This is a genomic window from Brevundimonas halotolerans, from assembly GCF_003730275.1.
GTDB lineage: Bacteria > Pseudomonadota > Alphaproteobacteria > Caulobacterales > Caulobacteraceae > Brevundimonas > Brevundimonas halotolerans.
The window spans coordinates 13925-34843 of record NZ_QTTA01000021.1 but is presented as its reverse complement, the minus strand read 5'-3'; the positions used below and the strand labels follow the sequence as shown (position 1 = coordinate 34843).

At 68.8% G+C, this 20919-nt stretch carries 22 protein-coding genes; 13 read left to right on the top strand and 9 right to left on the bottom strand.

Annotated features, from left to right (window positions below; all coding sequences use genetic code 11):
- Window positions 1–6: 6 nt before the first annotated feature.
- Window positions 7–705, bottom strand: coding sequence for a MarC family protein (locus tag EG854_RS10735; RefSeq protein WP_123288123.1), 699 nt, complete (start codon window positions 703–705; stop codon window positions 7–9).
- Between the two features lie 95 nt (window positions 706–800).
- Here EG854_RS10735 and pyrF point away from each other — a divergent pair, with 95 nt between their 5' ends.
- A complete protein-coding gene (pyrF, locus tag EG854_RS10730; RefSeq protein ID WP_123288122.1) occupies window positions 801–1523 on the top strand; it encodes an orotidine-5'-phosphate decarboxylase in 723 nt (240 codons plus the stop codon).
- Here pyrF and EG854_RS10725 read toward each other — a convergent pair.
- Together EG854_RS10725 and EG854_RS10720 are read right to left on the bottom strand one after the other, a co-directional pair.
- Window positions 1520–2155 (bottom strand): hypothetical protein, encoded by a 636-nt coding sequence (locus EG854_RS10725; RefSeq protein WP_123288121.1) that lies wholly within the window; start codon window positions 2153–2155, stop codon window positions 1520–1522. The two genes, pyrF and EG854_RS10725, sit on opposite strands and share 4 nt — an antisense overlap.
- A gap of 112 nt (window positions 2156–2267) precedes the next feature.
- The gene (locus EG854_RS10720) at window positions 2268–2513 is read right to left on the bottom strand and encodes a DUF1674 domain-containing protein (protein ID WP_123288120.1); all 246 of its coding nucleotides are present in this window, start codon (window positions 2511–2513) and stop codon (window positions 2268–2270) included.
- A 108-nt stretch (window positions 2514–2621) separates the two neighbouring features.
- Between EG854_RS10720 and htpX the strand changes: the two genes are divergently transcribed.
- The 7 genes from htpX (at window position 2622) to EG854_RS10685 (ending at window position 9835) form a co-directional block, all read left to right on the top strand.
- Entirely contained in the window at window positions 2622–3566 is a 945-nt protein-coding gene (gene htpX / locus EG854_RS10715; RefSeq protein ID WP_123288119.1) for a zinc metalloprotease HtpX, read from the top strand.
- Between the two features lie 94 nt (window positions 3567–3660).
- Entirely contained in the window at window positions 3661–4896 is a 1236-nt protein-coding gene (locus EG854_RS10710) for an argininosuccinate synthase (protein WP_123288118.1), read from the top strand.
- Between the two features lie 100 nt (window positions 4897–4996).
- Complete coding sequence (locus tag EG854_RS10705) at window positions 4997–5443, top strand: hypothetical protein (protein ID WP_123288117.1); 447 nt, start codon at window positions 4997–4999, stop codon at window positions 5441–5443.
- A 31-nt stretch (window positions 5444–5474) separates the two neighbouring features.
- Complete coding sequence (locus EG854_RS10700) at window positions 5475–6002, top strand: hypothetical protein (protein ID WP_123288116.1); 528 nt, start codon at window positions 5475–5477, stop codon at window positions 6000–6002.
- 709 nt (window positions 6003–6711) lie between these two features.
- Window positions 6712–8304 (top strand): murein biosynthesis integral membrane protein MurJ, encoded by a 1593-nt coding sequence (murJ, locus tag EG854_RS10695; protein WP_123288214.1) that lies wholly within the window; start codon window positions 6712–6714, stop codon window positions 8302–8304.
- Window positions 8305–8349: 45 nt separating this feature from the next.
- On the top strand, window positions 8350–9384 hold the full coding sequence (gene trpS / locus EG854_RS10690; protein WP_123288213.1) for a tryptophan--tRNA ligase: 1035 nt from the start codon (window positions 8350–8352) through the stop codon (window positions 9382–9384).
- 1 nt (window position 9385) lies between these two features.
- Window positions 9386–9835 (top strand): OsmC family protein, encoded by a 450-nt coding sequence (locus EG854_RS10685; protein WP_123288115.1) that lies wholly within the window; start codon window positions 9386–9388, stop codon window positions 9833–9835.
- Here EG854_RS10685 and EG854_RS10680 read toward each other — a convergent pair.
- The 5 genes from EG854_RS10680 to EG854_RS10660 all read right to left on the bottom strand — a co-directional run bounded on the left by EG854_RS10680 (window position 9832) and on the right by EG854_RS10660 (window position 14522).
- Complete coding sequence (locus tag EG854_RS10680; protein WP_123288114.1) at window positions 9832–10596, bottom strand: dienelactone hydrolase family protein; 765 nt, start codon at window positions 10594–10596, stop codon at window positions 9832–9834. The two genes, EG854_RS10685 and EG854_RS10680, sit on opposite strands and share 4 nt — an antisense overlap.
- Window positions 10597–10602: 6 nt before the next feature.
- The gene (purH, locus tag EG854_RS10675; protein WP_123288113.1) at window positions 10603–12204 is read right to left on the bottom strand and encodes a bifunctional phosphoribosylaminoimidazolecarboxamide formyltransferase/IMP cyclohydrolase; all 1602 of its coding nucleotides are present in this window, start codon (window positions 12202–12204) and stop codon (window positions 10603–10605) included.
- A gap of 91 nt (window positions 12205–12295) precedes the next feature.
- Window positions 12296–13174, bottom strand: a complete 879-nt coding sequence (locus EG854_RS10670) for a metallophosphoesterase family protein (protein ID WP_123288112.1) — start codon at window positions 13172–13174, stop codon at window positions 12296–12298.
- On the bottom strand, window positions 13174–14127 hold the full coding sequence (locus EG854_RS10665) for a diacylglycerol/lipid kinase family protein (RefSeq protein WP_123288111.1): 954 nt from the start codon (window positions 14125–14127) through the stop codon (window positions 13174–13176). Before EG854_RS10665 ends, EG854_RS10670 begins: the two co-directional genes overlap by 1 nt.
- Before the next feature lie 59 nt (window positions 14128–14186).
- Window positions 14187–14522: a hypothetical protein gene (locus EG854_RS10660; protein WP_241153216.1), complete on the bottom strand. Its 336-nt coding sequence runs from the start codon at window positions 14520–14522 to the stop codon at window positions 14187–14189.
- A 185-nt stretch (window positions 14523–14707) separates the two neighbouring features.
- On the opposite strand from EG854_RS10660, the gene EG854_RS10655 reads away from it, so the two are divergent.
- From EG854_RS10655 to EG854_RS10640, 4 genes are all read left to right on the top strand, one after another.
- On the top strand, window positions 14708–15058 hold the full coding sequence (locus EG854_RS10655) for a YMGG-like glycine zipper-containing protein (protein WP_123288109.1): 351 nt from the start codon (window positions 14708–14710) through the stop codon (window positions 15056–15058).
- Window positions 15059–15154: 96 nt separating this feature from the next.
- Window positions 15155–15622: an OmpA family protein gene (locus EG854_RS10650; RefSeq protein ID WP_241153215.1), complete on the top strand. Its 468-nt coding sequence runs from the start codon at window positions 15155–15157 to the stop codon at window positions 15620–15622.
- Window positions 15623–15745: 123 nt separating this feature from the next.
- Entirely contained in the window at window positions 15746–17902 is a 2157-nt protein-coding gene (locus EG854_RS10645) for a protein-disulfide reductase DsbD family protein (protein ID WP_241153214.1), read from the top strand.
- A gap of 38 nt (window positions 17903–17940) precedes the next feature.
- Complete coding sequence (locus EG854_RS10640; RefSeq protein ID WP_123288107.1) at window positions 17941–18600, top strand: redoxin domain-containing protein; 660 nt, start codon at window positions 17941–17943, stop codon at window positions 18598–18600.
- 39 nt (window positions 18601–18639) lie between these two features.
- Here the strand turns inward: EG854_RS10640 and EG854_RS10635 are convergent, their stop codons facing one another.
- Window positions 18640–19122 carry a hypothetical protein gene (locus tag EG854_RS10635; RefSeq protein WP_123288106.1) on the bottom strand — a complete coding sequence of 161 codons (483 nt, stop codon included), beginning with the start codon at window positions 19120–19122 and terminating at the stop codon, window positions 18640–18642.
- A 145-nt stretch (window positions 19123–19267) separates the two neighbouring features.
- Between EG854_RS10635 and pgi the strand changes: the two genes are divergently transcribed.
- Window positions 19268–20917, top strand: coding sequence for a glucose-6-phosphate isomerase (gene pgi, locus EG854_RS10630; protein ID WP_123288105.1), 1650 nt, complete (start codon window positions 19268–19270; stop codon window positions 20915–20917).
- Window positions 20918–20919 lie beyond the last annotated feature (2 nt).

The window sequence follows — 20919 nt, the reverse complement described above, 5'->3', positions numbered from 1 at the left end:
CCTCTGTCAGTGCCCGCCGGCCGGGTAGGGCGCGGTCACGGCGCCCGAGAACATGCCGGGGATGGCCTCGCCGAGGCCCGCCAGGATGAACTGAATGGCCAGGGCGCACAGGATCAGGCCCAGAACCCGCACAACAATGGCCATGCCGACTTCGCCCAGCAGGCGGCTGATCGGCCCGGTCATGGCGAAACAGATGAAGGTGGCCAGACCGGCGGCGACGATGGCGGCCACGCCTGCGACCTGACCGGACGGGCCGATCTTGGTCGCCTCACCCGCCTGGATGATGATGGTGGAAATGGCGCCCGGGCCGATCAGCAGCGGCATGGCGAACGGCACGATCAGCCGCTGGAAGCGTCGCCGGGCATAACCCCGCACATCGGCCAGATCAGACTGGGAATCGGCATCGGCAAAGATCTTGAGGAAGTCCTCGCGCGCCATGTCGAGGCCGAGCAGCAGCAGCAGAATGCCGCCGGCGATCCTGAAGGCCGCCAGCGAAATGCCGAAAAACTCCAGCAGCGCCAGACCGGTGAAAAAGAAGAAGACCAGAAAGGCGACGATGAACAGGCAGATCAGCGCCGACACCGACATCCGCTGGCTGAGGGTCGCCCCCGCTGTGGCCGCCGCGAAAATCGGGATGTTGCCGATCGGATCGACCAGGGCGAACAGGGCTACGAACAGGTTGACGCCAAGATCGACCGCGCCCATGGCTGAAAGTCCCCTGTGTAAATCCGTCCGGTGATGGTGTGGCGCGCCACGGCGCACCCATGTCCTCCCCATAGCCGCTTGCAAGGAGCCCGTCGATGACCTCTCCCGTTCTGGCCGATCCGCGTTTGATCGTCGGGCTGGACCTGCCGTCGGTCGAGGCGGCCGGGGCACTGGTCGACCGGATTGCCGACGGGGTTCTGGCCTATAAGGTCGGGCTGAGCCTGCTGGCCCGTCCGGGCGGCGTCGCGTTCGCCCAAAAACTGCGGGCGCGCGGCAAGACGGTGTTTCAGGACTGGAAGCTTCACGACATCGGCGCCCAGGTGGAGGGCGCGGCGCGCGCCGTGGCCGAGGGCGGCTGCGACCTGCTGACCGTCCATGCCGAGCCCCAGGTGATGGCGGCCGCGATCCGGGGCCGGAACGCGGCGGGCACCGGGACGAAACTTCTGGGCGTGACCGTCATGACCAGCCTGTCCGACACGGATCTGGTCGAGATCGGTTACGGCCAGTCGGCGTCCGATCTGGTCGAGCGGCGGGTCCGTCAGGCGCTGGATCTGGGCATGGACGGGGTGGTGTCCAGCCCGCTCGAAGCCGCCCGGGTGCGCGCGCTGGCACAGGCGGCCGGCCGGCCGGACTTCCTGATCGTCACCCCGGGCGTAAGGCCGGCCGGGGCCGACAGGGGCGATCAGCAGCGGGTGGCAACCCCGTCAGACGCGCTCAGGGCCGGGGCCACTCATCTGGTGGTGGCGCGCCCGGTGGTGGCCGCAGACAGTCCATCGATGGCGGCGGCGCGGATTGCCGCCGAAATGCTCGAAGTCTAGCGGTCGTACATATAGACGTCGGAGCAGTCGCAGTCGCGCCGGCGGTCATAGCGACGGTCCCTCCGGTCATAGCGGTCGTCATAGCGATCACGGCGGTGGTCGGACCGGGGCCGGTCGTCCTGATAGCCGTATTCGTCGCGATAGCCCTGATAGCGGCTGTAGCCATAGCGCCCGCCCCGGTCGTAATCCCGGTCGTGACCAAGGCCATAGCTGTCGTGACGCTGGCGGTAGCGATAGGCATAGCCGTCATGCGGACGCGGCGACTGGTAATAGCCTCCACCGTATCCGTAGTCGTCATAGCCGTAGCTACCCCGCCCGGTGGCCGCAGCCCCGGTCGCGGCATAGACCCGCGTCTCGCCTTCATAGACTGCACCCGCAGCCCCGGTGCGCGGATAGCTGTAGCCATAGTCATAGGGCGAGGGCTGGCCGTAGGTGACGACCACCCGGGTATCGGCCCGGCCATAGGACTGGCCGTAACTGCCATAGCTGGCATAGGCCTGCGCCGGCGGGCGATACTGATCCCGGTATTGTGCCGCGGCGGGCGTGGCAGCGGCCAGCGTCAGGGCCGCAAGGCCGGCACCCAGTGCCAGAGTGCGGGGGGTCAGGGCGCGAAAGGAGCGCGGAGTCGGCATCGCCTTATCCTCGAAATCGCCGGTGCGGCGGGGATGAACGAAACGTTAACGCCATGCCCGGCGGATCGTTCGCTTTTCCCTCGTGAGGCGACGGATTCGCTCAGGGCATGACCTAGAAGTCGACGGCCAGACCCTTGCGCTCCCAGTCGCCATAGCGGGTCGGCTCGGGGCCGCGCGGGCCGCCGACCTCGTCCGAGGGGGGCCCGGCCGCATCGGCCTCGGCATTGCGGGCGGCGGCCTCCTCGAGCACGCGGCGCTCCAGATCGGTCAGGGGCCGGTGCGGCGTGGCCCCCGGAAGGTCGGCGTTGTGGACCACGGCGTCCGGCACGTCATCGGTGGGGGTGGGCGCTTCGGTCACAGGCGGGTCCTCTTGAGGCGCGGCGGGGCTGAGGACACATAGGAGACCGGTGACACGACGGCCAGTCCGTCCGTCTCGCCGACCAACAGTCAGAGTTCCCGTCCGGTCATGAACCACGCCAAGACCTTCATCCTGCTGGCCGCCCTGACGGCCCTGTTCGTCGGCATCGGCTATCTGATCGGCGGCGCCGTGGGCATGGTCATTGCCCTGGGTCTGGCGGCGGCCCTCAATCTGGTCAGCTACTGGAACGCCGACAAGATCGTCATGCGGCTCTACAAGGCCCAGCCGGTCGATGAGACCCACCCCAATGCCGTGGTGCGCGCCTATGTCGCCGATGTGCTGGCGATGGCCGAAGGCGCCGGCCTGCCCCGTCCGGTGGTGGCCATCATCCCTTCGGACCAGCCCAACGCCTTTGCCACCGGCCGCAATCCGGAGAACGCCGCCGTCTGCGCCACCTCGGGCCTGCTGGACCTGCTGACGCGGGATGAGGTGCGCGGCGTCATGGCCCATGAGCTGGCCCATGTGAAGAACCGCGACACCCTGGTGATGACGGTCACCGCCACGGTCGCGGGCGCCATTTCGGCGCTGGCCAATTTCGCCCTGTTCTTTGGCGGCGACCGCGAGCGCACCGGCGGTCTGATCGGCACGATTGCCCTGATGCTGCTGGCCCCGCTGGCCGCCGGTCTGGTGCAGATGGCCATCAGCCGCACCCGCGAGTACGAGGCCGACCGTATCGGCGCCGGGATCGCCGGCGACCCGCATGCCCTCGCCGCCGCTCTCGAAAAAATCGAGGCTTATGCCCGTCGCATCCACAATCCGGTGGCCGAGCGCAATCCGGCCTCGGGCCAGCTGTTCATCATCAATCCGCTGGCCGGCAAGGGGGCCGACAGCCTGTTCTCGACCCACCCGGCGACCGGCAACCGCATCAAGGCCCTGATGGCGCTGGCCGTTTCCACGGGCGCCACGCCCCTGCATCCGCGCCCGCCGGTCAGTGCCGCGCCCGGCACCACCGTGCCGGCCACCCCCTCCGCCCCGCGCGGGCCGTGGGGTTAGAACAAGCCGGGGCTTGCGCTCGCAGGCGTCTGGTTCTTTAAGCGCGGCCATCGTTTCGTGCGCCTCCCCGCGCCCCGTCCCCGAGGTATCCGCCATGTCCGATTTCAAGCCCAAAAAGGTTGTCCTTGCCTATTCCGGCGGGCTCGACACCTCCATCATCCTGAAATGGCTCGAGACGGAGTACGGCGCCGAGGTGGTGACCTTCACCGCCGATCTGGGTCAGGGCGAGGAGCTGGAGCCCGCGCGCGAAAAAGCGCTCCGCATGGGCATCAAGCCCGAGAACATCTTCATCGACGACCTGCGCGAGGAATTCGTCCGGGACTTCGTCTTCCCCATGTTCCGCGCCAATGCCCTCTATGAAGGCCAGTATCTGCTGGGCACCTCGATCGCCCGCCCGCTGATCGCCAAGCGCCAGATCGAGATCGCCCGCATGGTCGGCGCCGACGCCGTCTGTCACGGGGCCACCGGCAAGGGCAATGATCAGGTCCGCTTCGAGCTGGGCTATTATGCGCTGGAGCCCGACATCCGCGTCATCGCCCCCTGGCGCGAATGGGACTTCAAGTCCCGCGAGGCCCTGCTGGACTTTGCCGAAAAGCACCAGATTCCGATCGCCAAGGACAAGCGCGGCGAGGCGCCCTTCTCGGTCGATGCCAACCTTCTGCACAGTTCGTCCGAGGGCAAGGTGCTGGAGGACCCGGCGGTCGAGGCGCCCGAATTCGTCTATCAGCGCACCATCGCGCCCGAGGATGCGCCCGATCAGGCCACCGTCATCACCATCGGTTTCGAGCGCGGCGACGCGGTCTCGATCGACGGTGAGGCCCTCTCGCCCGCCACCGTGCTGGCTCGCCTGAACGATCTGGGCCGCGACAACGGCATCGGCCGTCTGGATCTGGTCGAGGGCCGGTTCGTCGGCATGAAGTCGCGCGGCATCTATGAAACGCCGGGCGGCACCATCCTGCTGGCCGCCCACCGGGGCATCGAGTCGATCACCCTGGATCGCGGCGCCATGCATCTGAAGGACGAACTGGCCGTCCGCTATGCCCAGATGATCTACAACGGCTTCTGGTTCGCGCCCGAGCGCGAGATGTTGCAGGCCGCCATCGACAAGAGCCAGGAACAGGTCTCCGGCACCGTCCGGGTCAAGCTCTACAAGGGCAATGCCACGGTCATCGGGCGCGAGAGCCCGCTCAGCCTCTATGATCAGGACCTGGTGACCTTCGAGGAAGGCGTCCAGGCCTATGACCACCGCGACGCGGCGGGCTTCATCAAGCTGAACGCCCTGCGCCTGCGGGTTCTGGAGCGTCGGAATCGCCGGACCGGCGGGGCCTGATCCGGGGCCTGACGCAGCCTTACCGCGATTTCACTTGAAGGGCGGGGCTGATGGGTAAAGTCTTGGGGTAACGATTATCCCCAAGCCCAAAGGCCCTCCCATGCGTCGTCTGATCCTCTCCGCCGTTGCCGTCTCCGCCCTCGGCCTGTCGGCCTTCGCCCTGCCCGCCGTAGCCGCGCCCGTTGCGGCGGTTGCCATCGCCCAGGACCCGGTCACCGAGGCCGAGCTTGAAGCCCGCGCCGCGGCCTTTGAGGTCACGCTCGAGGCGCTGGTCGTCGAGATCGAGGCCATCCGCGCCGACACCAGCCTGACCGAAGAAGACCGTCAGGCCCGCATGCAGGCCGCCATCGACCGCAAGAAGCCCGAAATCGACGGCTTCGTCGCCATGCTGTCGGGCTTCGTCCGCCAGCAGACCCTCGACGAGGGCGGCACCGCCGAGGACGCCGAACTGGCCGCAGGCATGATCGAGGACATGTTCGTCGAAATGCTGGTCCCCGGTCTGCTGTCCGGTGAACTGGCTGCTGCCATGGCCGCCGAAGGCGAATAAGCCGCCCCTATCTCGCTCAGGAGGTCTGACCATGATCCGTGCCCTGTCGCTTGCCGCCGCCCTGGCCCTGCTGCCGGTTTCCGCCGCCGTAGCCCAGGCCGCCGAGCCGGAATCCGCTGAAGCCGCTCTGGAAGCCGCCGCCGAGGTCTTCGAGGGCCGGATGGACGAGTTCGCCGAACGCGCCGAAGCGATCTCGGAAGACGACAGCCTGACCGAGGACCAGAAGGAAGCCGCCGTCATGGCGCTGTGGGGCGAGTATCAGCCCGACGTCCTGGCCTTCACCCAGACGGTCTCGGTGTCCGTGTCCGGCATCGTCGCCGAGGCCCTGGCCGAAGTCGACATCGAGGCGGTCGTGGCTGAGGCTCTGGCCGAGGCCGATCAGGCCGGCGGCATGGGCATCGCCGAGGCGATGGCCGTGGGTCAGGGCATGATGACCAACGGCGCATGGGCCACCGACGACCCCGAACATCAGGCCACCTACGGCCTCATGGCCGACTATGCCCTCGGCATGGCCATGGACGAAGTCGACGCCGAGCTCGAGGCTGCCCCCGAGGACTGAGGCCCGGCGTCTCCTCCCCATCTTGATGGGGAGGGGGACCGCGAAGCGGTGGAGGAGTTCTTCACCGCGCGCTCGCCCTCAAGATCCCCTCCGTCACGGCGCCAATGCGCCGCGCCACCTCCCCGGCTTCGCCAGGGAGGAGACTGCAATTGCGATAGCCGCCGCCCGAATCCCCTGCGTTTTGAGTAGTCCCCGCACGTCCCGCACCGTTCTGCCCGCCCTGGCCGCCGCATCCCCCATACTGTCCGGTTGCCGATACCCCGACCGGAGGAGGGCGAATTGAGACTATTCAGACGTTTCAGACGGTTCAGACGGTATAAATTCATCTCCTCCCCATTCATGGGGACGGGGACCACGGAGTGGTGGAGGGGTTCTTGCCGCATGCAGGCGCTGCCACGGCGGTCGCCGACGGACACCTCCGCCCCTCATCCGGCGCTCACGCGCCACCTTCTCCCATCGGGAGAAGGGATGAAGTCTGGCGGGCGGAGAGTCCATTCCAGACGGTTCAGACTATTCAGACGGTGTTTTTCGATGAGTGCAACGCATCTGAAATCGGCCTATGGCTGGTGTTCCGCCTGCCAGAGCCAACGCCCGTGAGCCCGATCCTGTGAGCCTGCCGCCCGAGACCGTTCCGACGCCCGAGGCCACGGCCACCACCACCCCCGGCGGGACCACCCCGGCGGCAGCGCCCTCCCGTCGTGAGGGCGGCATGATGCGGTCCTCGGCCATCTTCAGCGGCCTGACCCTGATCAGTCGCGGGGCTGGCTTTGCCCGCGATGTGGTGATCTCGGCGGCGCTCGGGGCCTCGGCCGGGCCTGCCGCCGACGCCTATAATACGGCCCTCAGCTTCCCCAATCTGTTCCGGCGCATCTTTGCCGAGGGGGCCTTTGCCGCCGCCTTCGTCCCCGCCTATGCCCGTACGCTGGAGACCGAAGGCCCCGAGGCCGCCGACCGCGTCGCCACCCAGGCGCTGGCCATGGTCGCCATGGTCACCGTGATCCTGACGATCGTCGCCCAGCTGGCCATGCCGTGGATCATGACGGTCATCAACGTCGGCTACCTCGACGATCCGGCGCGGTTCAAGCTGGCCGTGGTCCTGACCCAGATCACCATGCCCTATCTGCCCTGCATGGCCGTCGCCGCCCTGCTGTCGGGTGTGTTGAATGCGCGCGGGCGGTTCATCGTCTCGGGCGCCTATCCGATCCTGCTGAACCTGATCATGCTGGCCGCCGTCATTCCAGCCACGGGCGGACAGGTCGGCGCGGCCTATGCGGCGTCGTGGGCGGTGCTGGCTGCGGGCGTGGCCCAGGCCGGCCTGTGCTGGTGGGCCGTGCGCAAGGCCGGGGCCAACATCCATCTGGCGATCCCGCGCCTGACGCCGGCGGTCAAGGCCATCATCATCACCGCCATCCCCGCCGCCATCGGCAATTCGGCGACCCAGCTGAACGTCTTCGTCTCGGGCAATCTGGCCAGCTTCGTTGAGGGCGGCCGCAGCTGGCTGGCGACCGCAGACCGGCTGTACCAGCTGCCGCTCGGGCTGGTCGGGGTGGCGATCGGCATTGCCCTTCTGCCCCGTCTGTCAGCGGCCGTGGCCTCCAATGACCGCGCCCAGCAAAAGACCTCGATGGATCAGGCGGTGCTCTTGTCCATGGCCCTGACCCTGCCCGCCGCCGCCGCCCTGATGGGCATGCCCTATTTCCTGATCGACGCCCTGTTCACGCGCGGCGCCTTCCTCGACGTCGATGCCCGCGCCACCGCCGAGGCCCTGTTCCAGTTCGGCTGGGGCGTGCCGGCCTTTGTGCTGATCCGGATTCTGGCCCCCGCCTTCTTCGCGCGCGGCGATACCAAAAGCCCGATGCGCTTTGCCCTGGTCTCGGTGGTCGTCAATGTGACGCTGGCCGTCGGACTGTTCTTCGGGGCCAATATGGGCGTGCCCGGCATCGCCGCCGCCGTCAGCGCCGCCGCCTGGTCCAATGCCGGCCTGCTGGCGCTGACCCTGTGGCGGCGGGACCATTACCGGCCCGGCCCGGCGCTGGTCTCGCGCCTGATCCGCATCGCCTTCGCCGCTGCCGGCATGGGCCTGCTGGCCGCCGTCGCCACCTGGGCCCGGCCGTATTATGAGCCCTCCATCGGACAGGCCCTGTCCGGCCTAGGCCTTGACCATGGCGCCAAGGAGCTTTCGGTCCTGCTGGTCACCGCCGTCGGCGGCCTGACCTATGCCGTCCTCGCCCTCGCCACCCGCGCGGTCCGCATCTCCGAGCTGAAGGCGCTGGTCCAGCGTGGCAATGGAGGCAAGGCCTGATGCCCCCACTTGCCCTCCCGCCCCGGCTGGGGCATGGCCCTGACCATGACTGATACGCCTCCCGTCTATTCCGGTTCGCGCCGCATCCTCAGCGGCATTCAGGCTTCGGGTGCCCTGCACCTCGGCAACTATCTGGGGGCGCTGAAGCGCTTCACCCAGCTGCAGGACGCGGGCGCTCCCTGCTTCCTGTTCGTCGCCGATCTGCACGCCATCACCGTCTGGCAGGAGCCCGAAAAGCTGGCCGCCCAGACGCGCGAGATCGCCGCCGCCTATCTGGCCTCGGGCCTCGATCCGGCGCGGTCGGTGATCTTCCCGCAGTCGGCCGTCCGTGCCCATGCGGAGCTGGCCTGGGTGTTCAACTGCGTCGCCCGCCTCGGCTGGCTGGACCGCATGACCCAGTTCAAGGAGAAGTCGGGCAAGCACAAGGAACGCGCCTCGGTCGGCCTCTATACCTATCCGGTGCTGCAGGCCGCCGACATCCTCGTCTACAAGGCGACCGAGGTCCCGACCGGCGAGGACCAGAAACAGCACCTCGAGCTGACGCGCGACATCGCCCAGAAGTTCAACAATGACTTTGGCGTGCCGGGCTTCTTCCCCATCCCCGATCCCGTCATCCAGGGGCCCGCCCCGCGCGTGATGAGTCTGCGGGACGGTCAGGCCAAGATGTCCAAGTCAGACCCGTCGGACCTCAGCCGCATCAATCTGACCGACGATGCCGACACCATCGCCGCCAAGGTGAGGAAGGCCAAGACCGACCCCGAGCCCCTGCCCGAGACGATGGAGGAACTGGAAGGACGGTCCGAGGCCAAGAACCTCGTCACCCTGTATGCCGCCCTCTCGGACCAGACGAAGGAGGCCGTGCTGGCCGAGTTCGCCGGGCAAGGCTTTGGCGCCTTCAAGCCGAAACTGGCCGAGGTGGCGGTCGCCGCCATGGCGCCGGTCACGGCCGAGATGCGCCGCCTGATGGCCGACCCGGCCGAGATCGACCGCGTGCTGGCCGACGGCGCCGAACGCGCCTCAGCCGTCGCCGACCCGGTCGTCGACGAGGTCAAACGGATCGTGGGCTTCTGGAGGGCCTGAGATGAGCACCCACACCGCCACCGTCGACTGGTCGCGCGGCGATCAATCGTTCACCGACGGGGCCTATTCCCGGGGCCACGACTGGCGGTTTGACGGGGGTGCCGTGGTGCGCGGTTCGTCCGCCCCGCCGGTGCCCGGCTCGGACCCGGCCGCCGTGGATCCGGAAGAGGCGCTGGTCGCGGCCGTGTCCGCCTGCCACATGCTGTTCTTCCTGGCCTTTGCGGCCAAGGCGGGCCTGACGGTCGATCGCTATACAGACGCGGCTGTCGCCAGCATGGGCCGGGACGAGCGGGGCAAGGTGTCGATCACGCGGGTGACCCTGCTCCCCGACATCCGGTGGGGCGGCGAGGCCCCCTCGGCCGAGGTTCTGGACGACCTCCACCACCGGGCGCATGAGGCCTGCTATCTGGCCAATTCCATCCGGGGCGAGGTGGTCGTCGAGCCCGTCTAGAGGCCCGTATCCTGGAATGAGGGGGCGAGGTCGGTCAGCAGGGCGGTGAAGCGCCGGATCGCTTCCTGCGTCAGTTCGGGGTCGTGGCGCATCGGCGGGGCGCTCATCGGCTCGTCAAAGGAATGGGTGCCCTCGGCGATCCAGGTCTCAACCTCGACGCCGCAGTTGCGGACCATGCCGTGGACCCGCTCGGCGTTGCGGACCGTGGTCAGGTGGTCGGTCCGGGCGATGACCCCGATGGTCCGGGGGCAGTGCCGCCAGGGCTTCATCCGGTTGGCTGCCAGCAGGCCGACGTAGGGGTAGGCCAGCCAGGCCCCCTTGACCCCCGCCAGATCGCAGGCGGCGGGGTCCGACAGGCCCAGCGCCCCGGGCCGGGAGTCGGCGCTCATTGCTTCCATAATGCCCCAGCCGCCGTGGCTCCACCCGGCCAGACACAGGCGGCCGGCGTCGACCTCGGGCTTGCGCGACAGGCCGTCGATCGTGGCCAGCACATCCCCGCCCCTGGCATGCCCCCGGAAGTGCAGACCGGTGCAGACCGTGGCCATGGCGAAGGTCCGGCTCCAGCCCCTGGGCGCGAAGGAATCAATGATGTACGCCCGCCAGCCCGCCGCCCTCGCCGCCTCGGCATAGGCCGGCAGGTGATCGCGGATCCCGCCGCACCCGTGGAACAGCAGCACCGCCGGACGCGGCCGGTCGTCGTCCGGCCCAACCTCCGTCACATGCGGCTCCAGCCGGGCCCAGCGTTCCGCAAGCGCGTCCATCGACCATCAATGCCTGAACACTCGGGCGCCGGTAAAGGCCATGGCGATGCCCTTGTCGTCGGCGGCGGCGATCACCTCGGCATCGCGGATCGAGCCGCCCGGCTGGATGACCGAGGTGGCCCCGGCGGCCACCGCCTCCAGCAGGCCGTCGGCGAAGGGAAAGAAGGCCTCGGACGCACAGGCGGAACCCTCAGCCAGTGAGGGCAGGCCCTGGGCCTCTCCGGCCTCGCGGGCGCGGATGGCGGCGATGCGGGCGCTGTCGCGCCGGTTCATCTGGCCCGCGCCGATGCCGGCGGTCTGGCCGTCCTTCGCATAGACGATGGCGTTGGACTTGACGTGCTTGGCCACGGTGAAGGCGAACAGCATGTCACGCACCTCGGCGTCGCTCGGCTGGCGTTTGGTGACGATGGTCAGGTCGGCGGGGGTGATCCGCGCCAGATCGCGCGACTGGACGAGGAAGCCCCCGGCGACCGAGCGGAACACCGAGCCAGCCTGCATGGGATCGGGCAGGCCGTCGGTCAGCAGCAGCCTGAGGTTCTTCTTGGCCGCAAAGACGGCCATGGCCGCGTCGTCCGCACCGGGAGCGATGACGACCTCGGTGAAGATGTCGGTGATCAGCCGCGCGTCCGACTCGGTCAGGGGCCGGTTGACCGCGACCACCCCGCCGAAGGCCGACACCGCGTCACAGGCCAGGGCCCGCTGATAGGCGCTCGAGAGATCGGCCCCGACCGCCACGCCGCACGGGTTGGCATGCTTGACGATCACGCAGGCGGGCTCGGCGAACTCGGCCACCAGCTCACAGGCGGCGTCGGCGTCGGCGATGTTGTTGTAACCCAGTTCCTTGCCCTGCAGTTGGCGGGCGTTGGCGACGCCGGGACGACGGTCGGCCGTGCGGTAGAAGGCGCCCGTCTGGTGCGGGTTCTCGCCGTAGCGCAGGGTCTGGGCGAGGGTGCCGGCGATGGATTTGCGCAGCGGAGCCGCGTCCTCGACCTGCGCCGCGAACCAGCCGCTGACGGCGGCGTCATAGGCGGCGGTGCGGGCAAAGGCGCGGGCGGCCAATTGCTTGCGCAGGTTCAGCGAGGTCGCTCCATCTGCCGTCAGGGCGGCGATCACCTGATCCATGGCGTCGCGGTCGACGCAGACGGCGACGTGGCCGTGGTTCTTGGCCGCCGAGCGGATCATGGCCGGCCCGCCGATGTCGATGTTCTCGATACAGGCCTCGAAGCCCGCGCCCGACTCAACTGTGGACTCAAACGGGTAGAGATCGATCCAGGCGATATCGATCGGCCCGATGCTGTGTTGATCCATCGCCTCGGCATGCGCCGGCGCATTGCGGACCCCCAGCAGCCCGCCGTGCACAACCGGGTGCAGGGTCTTGACCCGGCCGTCCATCATTTCCGGAAAGCCGGTCAGGTCGGCGACGTCGCGCACCGGCAGGCCGGCCTTTTCGATCGAAGCCCGCGTGCCGCCGGTCGAGACCAGTTCCACGCCCAGATCGTTGAGCGCCTGTGCAACCTCGACCAGGCCCGACTTGTCAGACAGGGAGATCAGCGCCCGGACGGGGCGGACGGCATCGGGGGCGGGCGGAAAGTCGGGGGCGGCGGGCATGAGCGGGCTCGGTCTGGAGGGCGCGGGGAGGCGGCGGATGGCCGCGCGTCTAGCACCGCCCGGACGCCTGCGCAAAAGACCCCGTTCGACCTCAGTCCGGGTCGTCCTCGGCCAGCTGGCGCATCTCTTCGGCCACGGCTTCGGGGCGGGGGGCGGTCGCGGCACTGCGGGTGTCCTGACGGCGCGACAGGGTCCAGGTCGTGTCCTCGACAAAGGATTGTCCATCAAAGGCCAGTACCGTGACGGTGATGGTCTCATCGTCCCATTCGATGCGGTTGATGCTGGGAGGCACACCGCGCAGGCGACGCGACAGGGTTCCGCAACCCACGGCATAGGACCGGTGATCGCCCAGCTGGATCGGCAGGGCGAAAGGCACATGCACATGGCCGCTCAGCACCAGATCGACCCCGGCGTCCGCGAACAGTTCTGCCGCCCGGCGACCCCGTTTGACGTCGCCGGTGACAGGGGCGCCCTCCATCTCGATCAGCGGGTGATGCACGGCCACGATCCGGAGCGCACCCGCCGGGGCCCGCGACAGGGCCTCTGCAGCCCGGGCCGTCTGGTCGAGGTCGATCACCCCCTTTGACCAGTTGGGTCGGGCCTGCCAGCCGCGCGCCGTCGTGATGCCGCGGACCATCAGGGCCGTATCGCTGAGGCGCGCGCTGAACTGGTGATCATGAGCCGGATGGCCGACGGCTGCCTCAAAGGCTGTCCAGGGATGAAAGACCCGGGCGATCACGTCCCAATAGGGCACATCGTGGTTGCCGACCGTGACGAACACCGGCGTGGGCAGACTGTCGATCCACCGGGCCGCCGCCAGAAATTCAGAGCGGGCCCCGACCTGGGTGATATCGCCGGTGATCAGGGTCAGGTCCGGGCGGGTGGCGTGCAGCAGGTCATGGGCGGCCGCGACCGCCTCGGGGATCTCGCAGCCGAAGTGAATGTCGGATATCTGGACGATCTGTCCCATCAGACGCCTGCCTCCGCCTCGGCTTGCGGCTCGGGGGCGGGGGCGAGGGCGCGGAAGGCCACGGCGTCGAAGATGACCTCGGCTTCGGAGTCCAGAAGGGTCGGTTCGCCGTCGATCACAGCGGGGATGCGCGAGCGGGCCGCCACGCTGGCATAGCGGGTGGGGCGTGTCCGGACTGCCGGATCCCGTCGCCAGTCGTCGAACAGGGCGTGAGCCGCCAGCCGGAAGGCCTCGGCCGCGCCGGTGGTGTTCATGGCGGCAGCTTCCAGCCCGGCACCGGCGTCGATTGCGCGGGAGATCGTCGGACTGATCAGGACCAGGGCCTCGGTTCGGGACGGATGCTCACCGACCAGTGTATAGCGCAGCCGTCCGCTGAAAGCGCGGCGCAGCGCCCTCACGCCATAAAGCCACGCCAGTCGCAGACGTCCGGTGCGGACCGCTTCCCGCGCAGGGGCCCACAGGGCGGGCGCGCCCAGAATGGCGGCGCAGAAAAAGGGTCGGGAGTCGGTCGCATCCACGACGCGTCCTCCGGCGACGGCGATTTCGGTGCCGGATTCGAGCGCCCGCCGCAGAGCCTCTTTCCAGTCACCCGTGCCGTAAAGCGCCTTGGGCAACATGTTCATCGTACCGCCGGGCAAGGGGGCCACCAGCGGACCCTTGGGCCCGGCCCGGGCGGCGATGGTGCCAGCCGTGCCGTCGCCCGCCAGCACGAACAGGGCATCCACCTTCGCCTCGAAGGCCGCGTCCACCTGGTCGTCGAAATCGTCGGGCGTCAGCGCGACAACCGTCGCCGTGAGGGGATAGTCGGCCAGAATAGCCTCCACCTCGGCCACCGCATTGGCCCCGACACTCCCGGACAGAGGATTGACCAGAACGACGATTGTGCCCAGCGGCACGGCTGTCGTCAGCGTGCGCTCGGGCGACGACTCATCTACGGTCAAGGTTTCAGCCATGGCCCGTCAACGTGCCGACAGGCCATGGCGTTCCAACCCGATGCGCGACGCGCGACCGCTCAGGGGTTGGACAGTTCTTCGGCCGTCTTCTCGGCTCCGGCTTCCAGGGCATCCCCGGTCTTTTCCGCGAGGTCGCCGGCATCATCCGCCACCGCCTCTGCGGCCTCAGGAGCCTGGCCGACCAGACCCTTGGCACCATCGACGCCCTTGGTGATCCAGCTGTCGAGGACCGCCCCGCCCTCGGCGAGCGACTGTTCCTTGACACCGAGCGCGGCCGTCAGGGCCCCGAACACGGCCAGAAGGGTGACGATCAGGCCGAAGATGCCCGACAGGCCACCGCCCGACCGGCGGCTCTTGCGGGCCCAGACAGGACCGGTGTGGCCATCGTCGGCCATGCGAGTGATCTGGTTGAAACGCATACGCTAAACCCCCTACGTTCGGGAGTACCGGTGGCACAGACGCCCCCCGGCCCCGTCTCCCGGACCTTAGTACAGTCTTAATGCGAGATATAGTCGAGGAACCGGGACAGTAATCCAGCGTTCTCACCTCGGGGGCGAACCGAAGGGAAAAGGGATTGACGATGAAGAAGGTATTTTTGGCCGTTGCGGCTGCGGGTCTGCTCACCTCGGCCTGCGCCAGTGATCCGTATGGCAATCCGAACCAGACCGTCCGGCAGGGCGCTGCCGGTGCCGCCATTGGTGCCGTTGCCGGCGCCATTATCGGGAACAATGTGGGTGACGGCAGTGCCGGAACGGGCGCCGCCATCGGTGCTGCCGTTGGCGGGGCCGCCGGCGCCATCCGCGGGTCGCAGCAAGACCGCGCCAACCAGCGCCGCAACTATGACCAGCAGCGCGGCGCCTATTACTACTGCTATCCGGAAGGGGACTGCTATTGGGAAGACGGGACGCGCCGGAACCCGCCGCGGTACTGATCCCGGTGTGATAATCTGATGAGACAGGCGGCCTTTCCATGCGGGAGGGCCGCCTTTTTCTGTTAGGGTGGAGCCCTGTCCGGGTGGGAGCTGATCATGTCATCGATATCGACGCTGCGTTTTATGGCTGTAGCGGGGGCCGCGGCCCTGGTTCTGACGGGGTGCGAGGGTTCGGGCCTCTTCCGTGACAGGAGCGATCTGGTCTCGACGCCGACGACCTGCACGACCAAGCGGTTCGACATCTATTTTGGTGAAGGCCAGGCCCAGCTGACGGATCCCGCCTGGCGGGCGATCCGCATGACCGCTGACCAGCTCAGGGACTGCGACATCCGCAAGGTGCAGATCGTCGGCCTGGCCTCGGCCACGGGGTCGTCGGCGGCCAATCAGGGCCTGTCAGAGCGGCGCGCGGTCGCCGTCACCGAGGCGCTCGAGGCCGAGGGCTGGCCCCTGCCGGCGTTCGAGATCGCGGTCGAGGGCGACACCGGAGCGGTCACTGCCGATGGCACAGCCGAGCCGCTGCGTCGCCGCACCGAGGTCATCGTGGACGCGGCCCCGCGCCGCTAACCGCGACCTGCCGTCGCACAGAGCCCCGGGGCGTGACCTGTCGGCCCTTCCCTGTCTAGGGTAGGCCCAGATCGATTGTTGACGAGGATCCGGGTGACGAGGCTGCGGCGACCGACTTCCCTTGTGGCTTGCCTGCTCGCCCTCCTGATCGGGGGCTGGCTGGCGCTGGTGGCCGTGCCGGTCCCGGCGCAGGACGCCTCGTCGACCGTCGGTCCGGCCTCGACCGAACGGATCACGGCCGAACTGGTCTCCATGACCGCGAGCGCGACGCCCGGCTCGACGCTGATCCTGGCCGTGCGTCAGGACATCGAGCCGGACTGGCATACCTATTGGCGCAATCCCGGAGATTCGGGCGGGGCCACCACCCTGGACTGGCGCCTGCCCGATGGCCTCGAGGCGGGCGAGATCGTCTGGCCCCTGCCGGAGCGGCAGCCGCTCTCGGGTCTGATGAACTATGGCTATTCGGACGTGGTCTATCTGCCGGTGCCGATCACCGTGCCCGCCGACGCCGAGCCGGGCCGGATTCTGAACCTGTCGGTCACGGCCCTGTTTCTGGTGTGCAGCGCCGAGATGTGCGTACCGGACGAGTTGACGCTGGGCCTGCGCCTCCCGGTCGGGGCGGCGGACCAGACCCCGCTGGAGACCCGCCATGCGAGCGCCATTCAGACTGTGCTGGAGTCCTCGCCGCGTCCGGCAGGGCTGGCCGCCCGGGTCGCGCGCGGCGACGACGGGAGCCTCACCCTGGCGATCACCGGCGAGGCCGTTCAGGGGCCCGAGGGCCCCGGGCCTGTCTACTTCTTCCCCTTCGAGGGCGGGATCATCGACCATGCTGCGACCCAGACCGGTACCTGGGGTCCCGAGGGGCTGAGACTGAACCTGACACCCGGCGGCAAGGTGCGCGCGGGCGGGCTGATCGGGCCGGTGGCCGGGGTCATCACCACCGGACAGGGCGCCTTCGAGATCGTTGCCGAGCCCGGCCTTCTGCCCGACGGGATCAGCGGCGGCGGCACCCTGCGGGCGGAAGATGCCGCCGGTCCGGCCGGATTCGACCCCTCGGCCCTGATGCAGGCGGCGCTGCTGGCGCTGGTCGGGGGACTGATCCTGAACCTGATGCCCTGTGTGTTTCCCATTCTGGCGATGAAGGCGGCGGCGCTGGCGCGGGCGGCACACGCCCCGCAGGAAGCGCGGCGCGACGGTCTGATGTTCCTGGCCGGGGTGCTGGTGACCTTCCTGCTGCTGGCCGGGCTGATGCTGGGGCTGCGGGCGGCGGGCGAGGCGGTCGGCTGGGGCTTTCAGCTGCAGAGCCCGGTCGTGGTGCTGTCGCTGTCGCTGCTGACGCTGGCCGTCGGGCTGAACCTGTCGGGCGTCTATCACATCGGCCAGTCCTTGCAGGGGCTGGGCGAGGCCCGGCTGTCGCGCCTGCCCGGGGGCACGGGGGCTTTCTTTACCGGCGTGCTGGCCGTGGCCGTGGCCGCGCCCTGCACCGCCCCGTTTATGGCCGCAGCGCTGGGGGCGGCCCTGATCATGCCGTGGGCCGCGGCCCTGATCGTGTTCCTGATGCTGGGGCTGGGACTGGCCCTGCCGTTCGTGGTCGTGGCGTTCAGCCCGGCCCTGCTGGCGCGGCTGCCCCGACCGGGGCTGTGGATGGACCGGATGAAGGGCCTGCTGGCCTTTCCCATGTATGCGACCGCCCTGTGGCTGGCCTGGGTGGCGGCGCGGCAGGCGGGCAGTGAGGTGCTGGCGCTGGGGCTGATCGCCGGGCTGATGCTGGCCCTTGCCCTGTGGCTGTGGGGCGTGCGGCAGGCCGGGGCAGGACGTTGGGCCCTGATCCTCGCCGCCGTGTCGGGGGTCGCCATGATCGCATCACTGGTCGTCGTCAGCCGGATGGAGCCGGTCCCGCCGACGGAGGCCACCGCATCGGCAGACGCCGGGCCACAGGCCGGGGTCTGGTCAGCGGAGGCCGTTGCGGCGGCACAGGCCGACGGACGCCCTGTGCTGGTCAATTTCACCGCCGACTGGTGCGTGACCTGCAAGATCAATGAGCGGGTGGCGCTGTCGTCCGGTCAGGTCCGCACGGCCATGGACGAGACGAATGCCGTCTATCTGGTCGGCGACTGGACGGTGCGCGATCCCGCCATCACCCGCGAGCTGGAGCGCCACGGGCGGTCGGGCGTTCCGCTTTATCTGCTGTATGCGCCGGGCGCCGAGGCCCCGCGCGTGCTGCCGCAACTGTTGACGCCGGGACTGGTCGCCGAGGCGATCCGCGACGCCGGTTCATGAGGTTCTGATTTCCTGCCCACCCTGACGGAGAGACTGCGATGATCATCCGACTGCTGGCCACCGGCGCCGCCCTGGCGCTTCTGGCCGCCTGTAGCCCCGCCACCGAGGCCCCCGAGACCGGAGCGACAGAGACCGCGGAAGCCCCGACCGCCGACATGGCCCCGGCCTTTACCCTGGTCGATGCCGAGGGGGTGGAACGCAGCCTGGCCGATTTCCGCGGCAGGACGGTCGTTCTGGAATGGACCAATGAGGGCTGTCCCTATGTCCAGAAACATTATGAGGCCGGCGCCATGCAGGCCCTCCAGCGCGAGGCGACCGGCGACGGCGTCGTGTGGCTGACCATCATATCCTCGGCCCCCGGCCAGCAGGGTTATGTCGAGGGCGAGGCGGCGCGGGAATGGCAGTCGCGCAACAATGCCGCCGCCACCCATCTGCTGCTGGACCCCGAGGGCACGGTCGGCCGCCTGTATGACGCGAAGACCACGCCGGACATGCGGATCATCGATCCGGAAGGACGACTGTTGTTCGTGGGCGGCATCGACGACCGCCCGACCAACAAGATCGAGGATCTGGAAGGGGCCAACAACTATGTAAAGGCGGCGCTGACGGACATGGAGGCCGGACGTCCGGTCGCGACCCCGTTCGCCACGCCCTATGGCTGCTCGATCAAATATGCGGACGAGCTGGACGGGGCGTAGGGACCCTTACTCCGGAACGGCTTTATTCCGGAAACGCCCCTATTCCGGGAAGGTTTGGGCCGGGCTGGTGATGACGGCGATGTTGTCGTCGAACAGGTGCACCAGTTCGGCCAGGGCCAGATCGCGGGCACCCGGGCTATCGGCGGCTTCCATATCGGCCAGACGGACCGGCAGGTCCTCGGACAGGCCGCGCAGGATGCAGGTCATGTCGCCTTCGCTCTCGCGCGACTTGAGGATCAGATGGCCCTGCATATTGAGCTCACCCAGCGCCGTGGCCTCGGTGCGGAAGGTCAGCCATTCGCTGCCGGTCAGAAAACCGGGCGCGTGAACGGCACCGGACACGGCCCAGCCCTCGGCCACACCCTTGAGGCGTCCGGACCGGGAGACGATGTCGACGAACAGGGGCTCGGCGGCCAGACCCGTCAGGTCGGCGGGCACGGTGGCCGGATCCACCGAAGCGGCCAGCGCCACATCGGGGTTGGTGAGCAGCAGGGCAGTCGCGAGGGCCAGTCCGCAGGACATGGGAACCTTTCCGGGCGCCAGAGCGCCCATGATGACATCAATCTTCTGGTCGTTTCCCGAATCGGGGCGACCTTGGGGATTGCACCGGTTTACGCCCCAGCCGTAAACGAGCCCTTGACGCCCACCCCCCGATCCGGAGTCGCCCATGTCTATCGCCCTGCCCCTGACTGATGAAAAGCGCCGGGCGGAGGCCTGGACCCGGTTTGACGCTGTCGCCGCCCGCGACGGGGATGCCCGGATCGAGACCCTGTTCGAGGCGGAGGCAGGGCGGGTCGGGCGGCTGACGCTGGAGGTAGCGGGCCTGACCCTCGACCTGTCGAAACAGGCCTTTACCGCAGAGGGGCTGGATGCCTGTCTGGCGCTGGCCGAGGCCTGTGACGTCGGCGACTGGAAGCGGGCCCTGTTCAACGGGGCTGCTGTCAATGCCTCCGAGGGGCGGGCGGTGCTGCACCCTGCGCTGCGGGCCCCCGACGGGGCGCATTTCGAGGCGCTGGGCGAGCCGGTGTCGCGCGAGGTCGAACAGGTGCGCGACCAGATGGTCGCCTATGCCGAAGCGATCCGGGCCGGTGAAGAGGCTGGTGCGACGGGCGAAAGGTTCCGGGCGGTGGTTCACATCGGCATTGGCGGCTCGGATCTGGGGCCGCGTCTGGTGTGGGACGCGCTGAGGCCGCTGGACCCGGCGATCGACGTGCGGTTCGTCGCCAATATCGATCCGCAGGAGATAGCCGAGGCGCTGACGGGGCTGGATCCGGCCTCGACGCTGGTTATCGTCGTCTCCAAGACCTTCACGACGCAGGAGACCCTGACCAATGCCGTGCTCGCGCGGGACTGGCTGGCCGCCGCCCTGCCGGAAGAGGGCTTGCGGCGGCATCTGGTCGGCGTGTCAGCGGCGCCCGACAAGGTCGAGTCGTTCGGCTGTGGTCAGGTGTTCGGCTTTTCGGACTGGGTCGGGGGGCGCTATTCCCTGTGGTCGGCGGTCAGCCTGTCGTGCGCGATCGGTCTGGGCGGAGAGGTCTTTCGCAGCCTGCTGGCCGGGGCCAGCGAGATGGACCGGCACTTTCTCGAGACCCCGCTGGCCTACAATGCGCCGGTACTGATGGCGCTGGCGCAGGTCTATAATGTCGAGGGGCTGAAGCGGCGGGCGCGTACGGTCGCGCCCTATGCCCATGGCCTCCGGCGTCTTGCGGCCTTTCTGCAGCAGCTGGAGATGGAGTCGAACGGAAAGCGGGTGACCCGCGAGGGCAAGCCGGCGACGCGCGGCACCGGGCCGGTGGTGTTCGGCGAGCCCGGCACCAACGGCCAGCACGCCTTTTTCCAGCAGCTGCATCAGGGACCCGATGTGGTGCCGGCCGAATTCGTGGTGGTGAAGCAGACTCTGGAGGGCCGGGACGGCGCGCCCCTGTGGTCGAATGCGGTGGCCCAGTCCGAGGCCCTGATGCGGGGACGGACGGCCGAGGCTGCGCTGGCTGAAATGATGGAGCAGGGGATGGACCAGGGCGAGGCCGAACGACTGGCGCCCCACCGCGCCTTTCCGGGCAACCGGCCCTCGACCACCATCCTGATGGACCGGCTGACGCCGCAGGCGCTGGGCGCGCTTCTGGCGCTTTATGAGCACAAGACCTTCATCGAGGGCGTGATCTGGGACATCAACAGCTTTGACCAGTGGGGGGTCGAACTGGGCAAGGTGCTGGCGAAGCGAGTGCTGGGGGCTGCGCAAGAGAGCCGCGACTCAGCGAAACGGGCCCCAGAGAGCTGGGACCCGTCCACGCGGTCGTTGTTTGAGCGGCTGATCTAGAC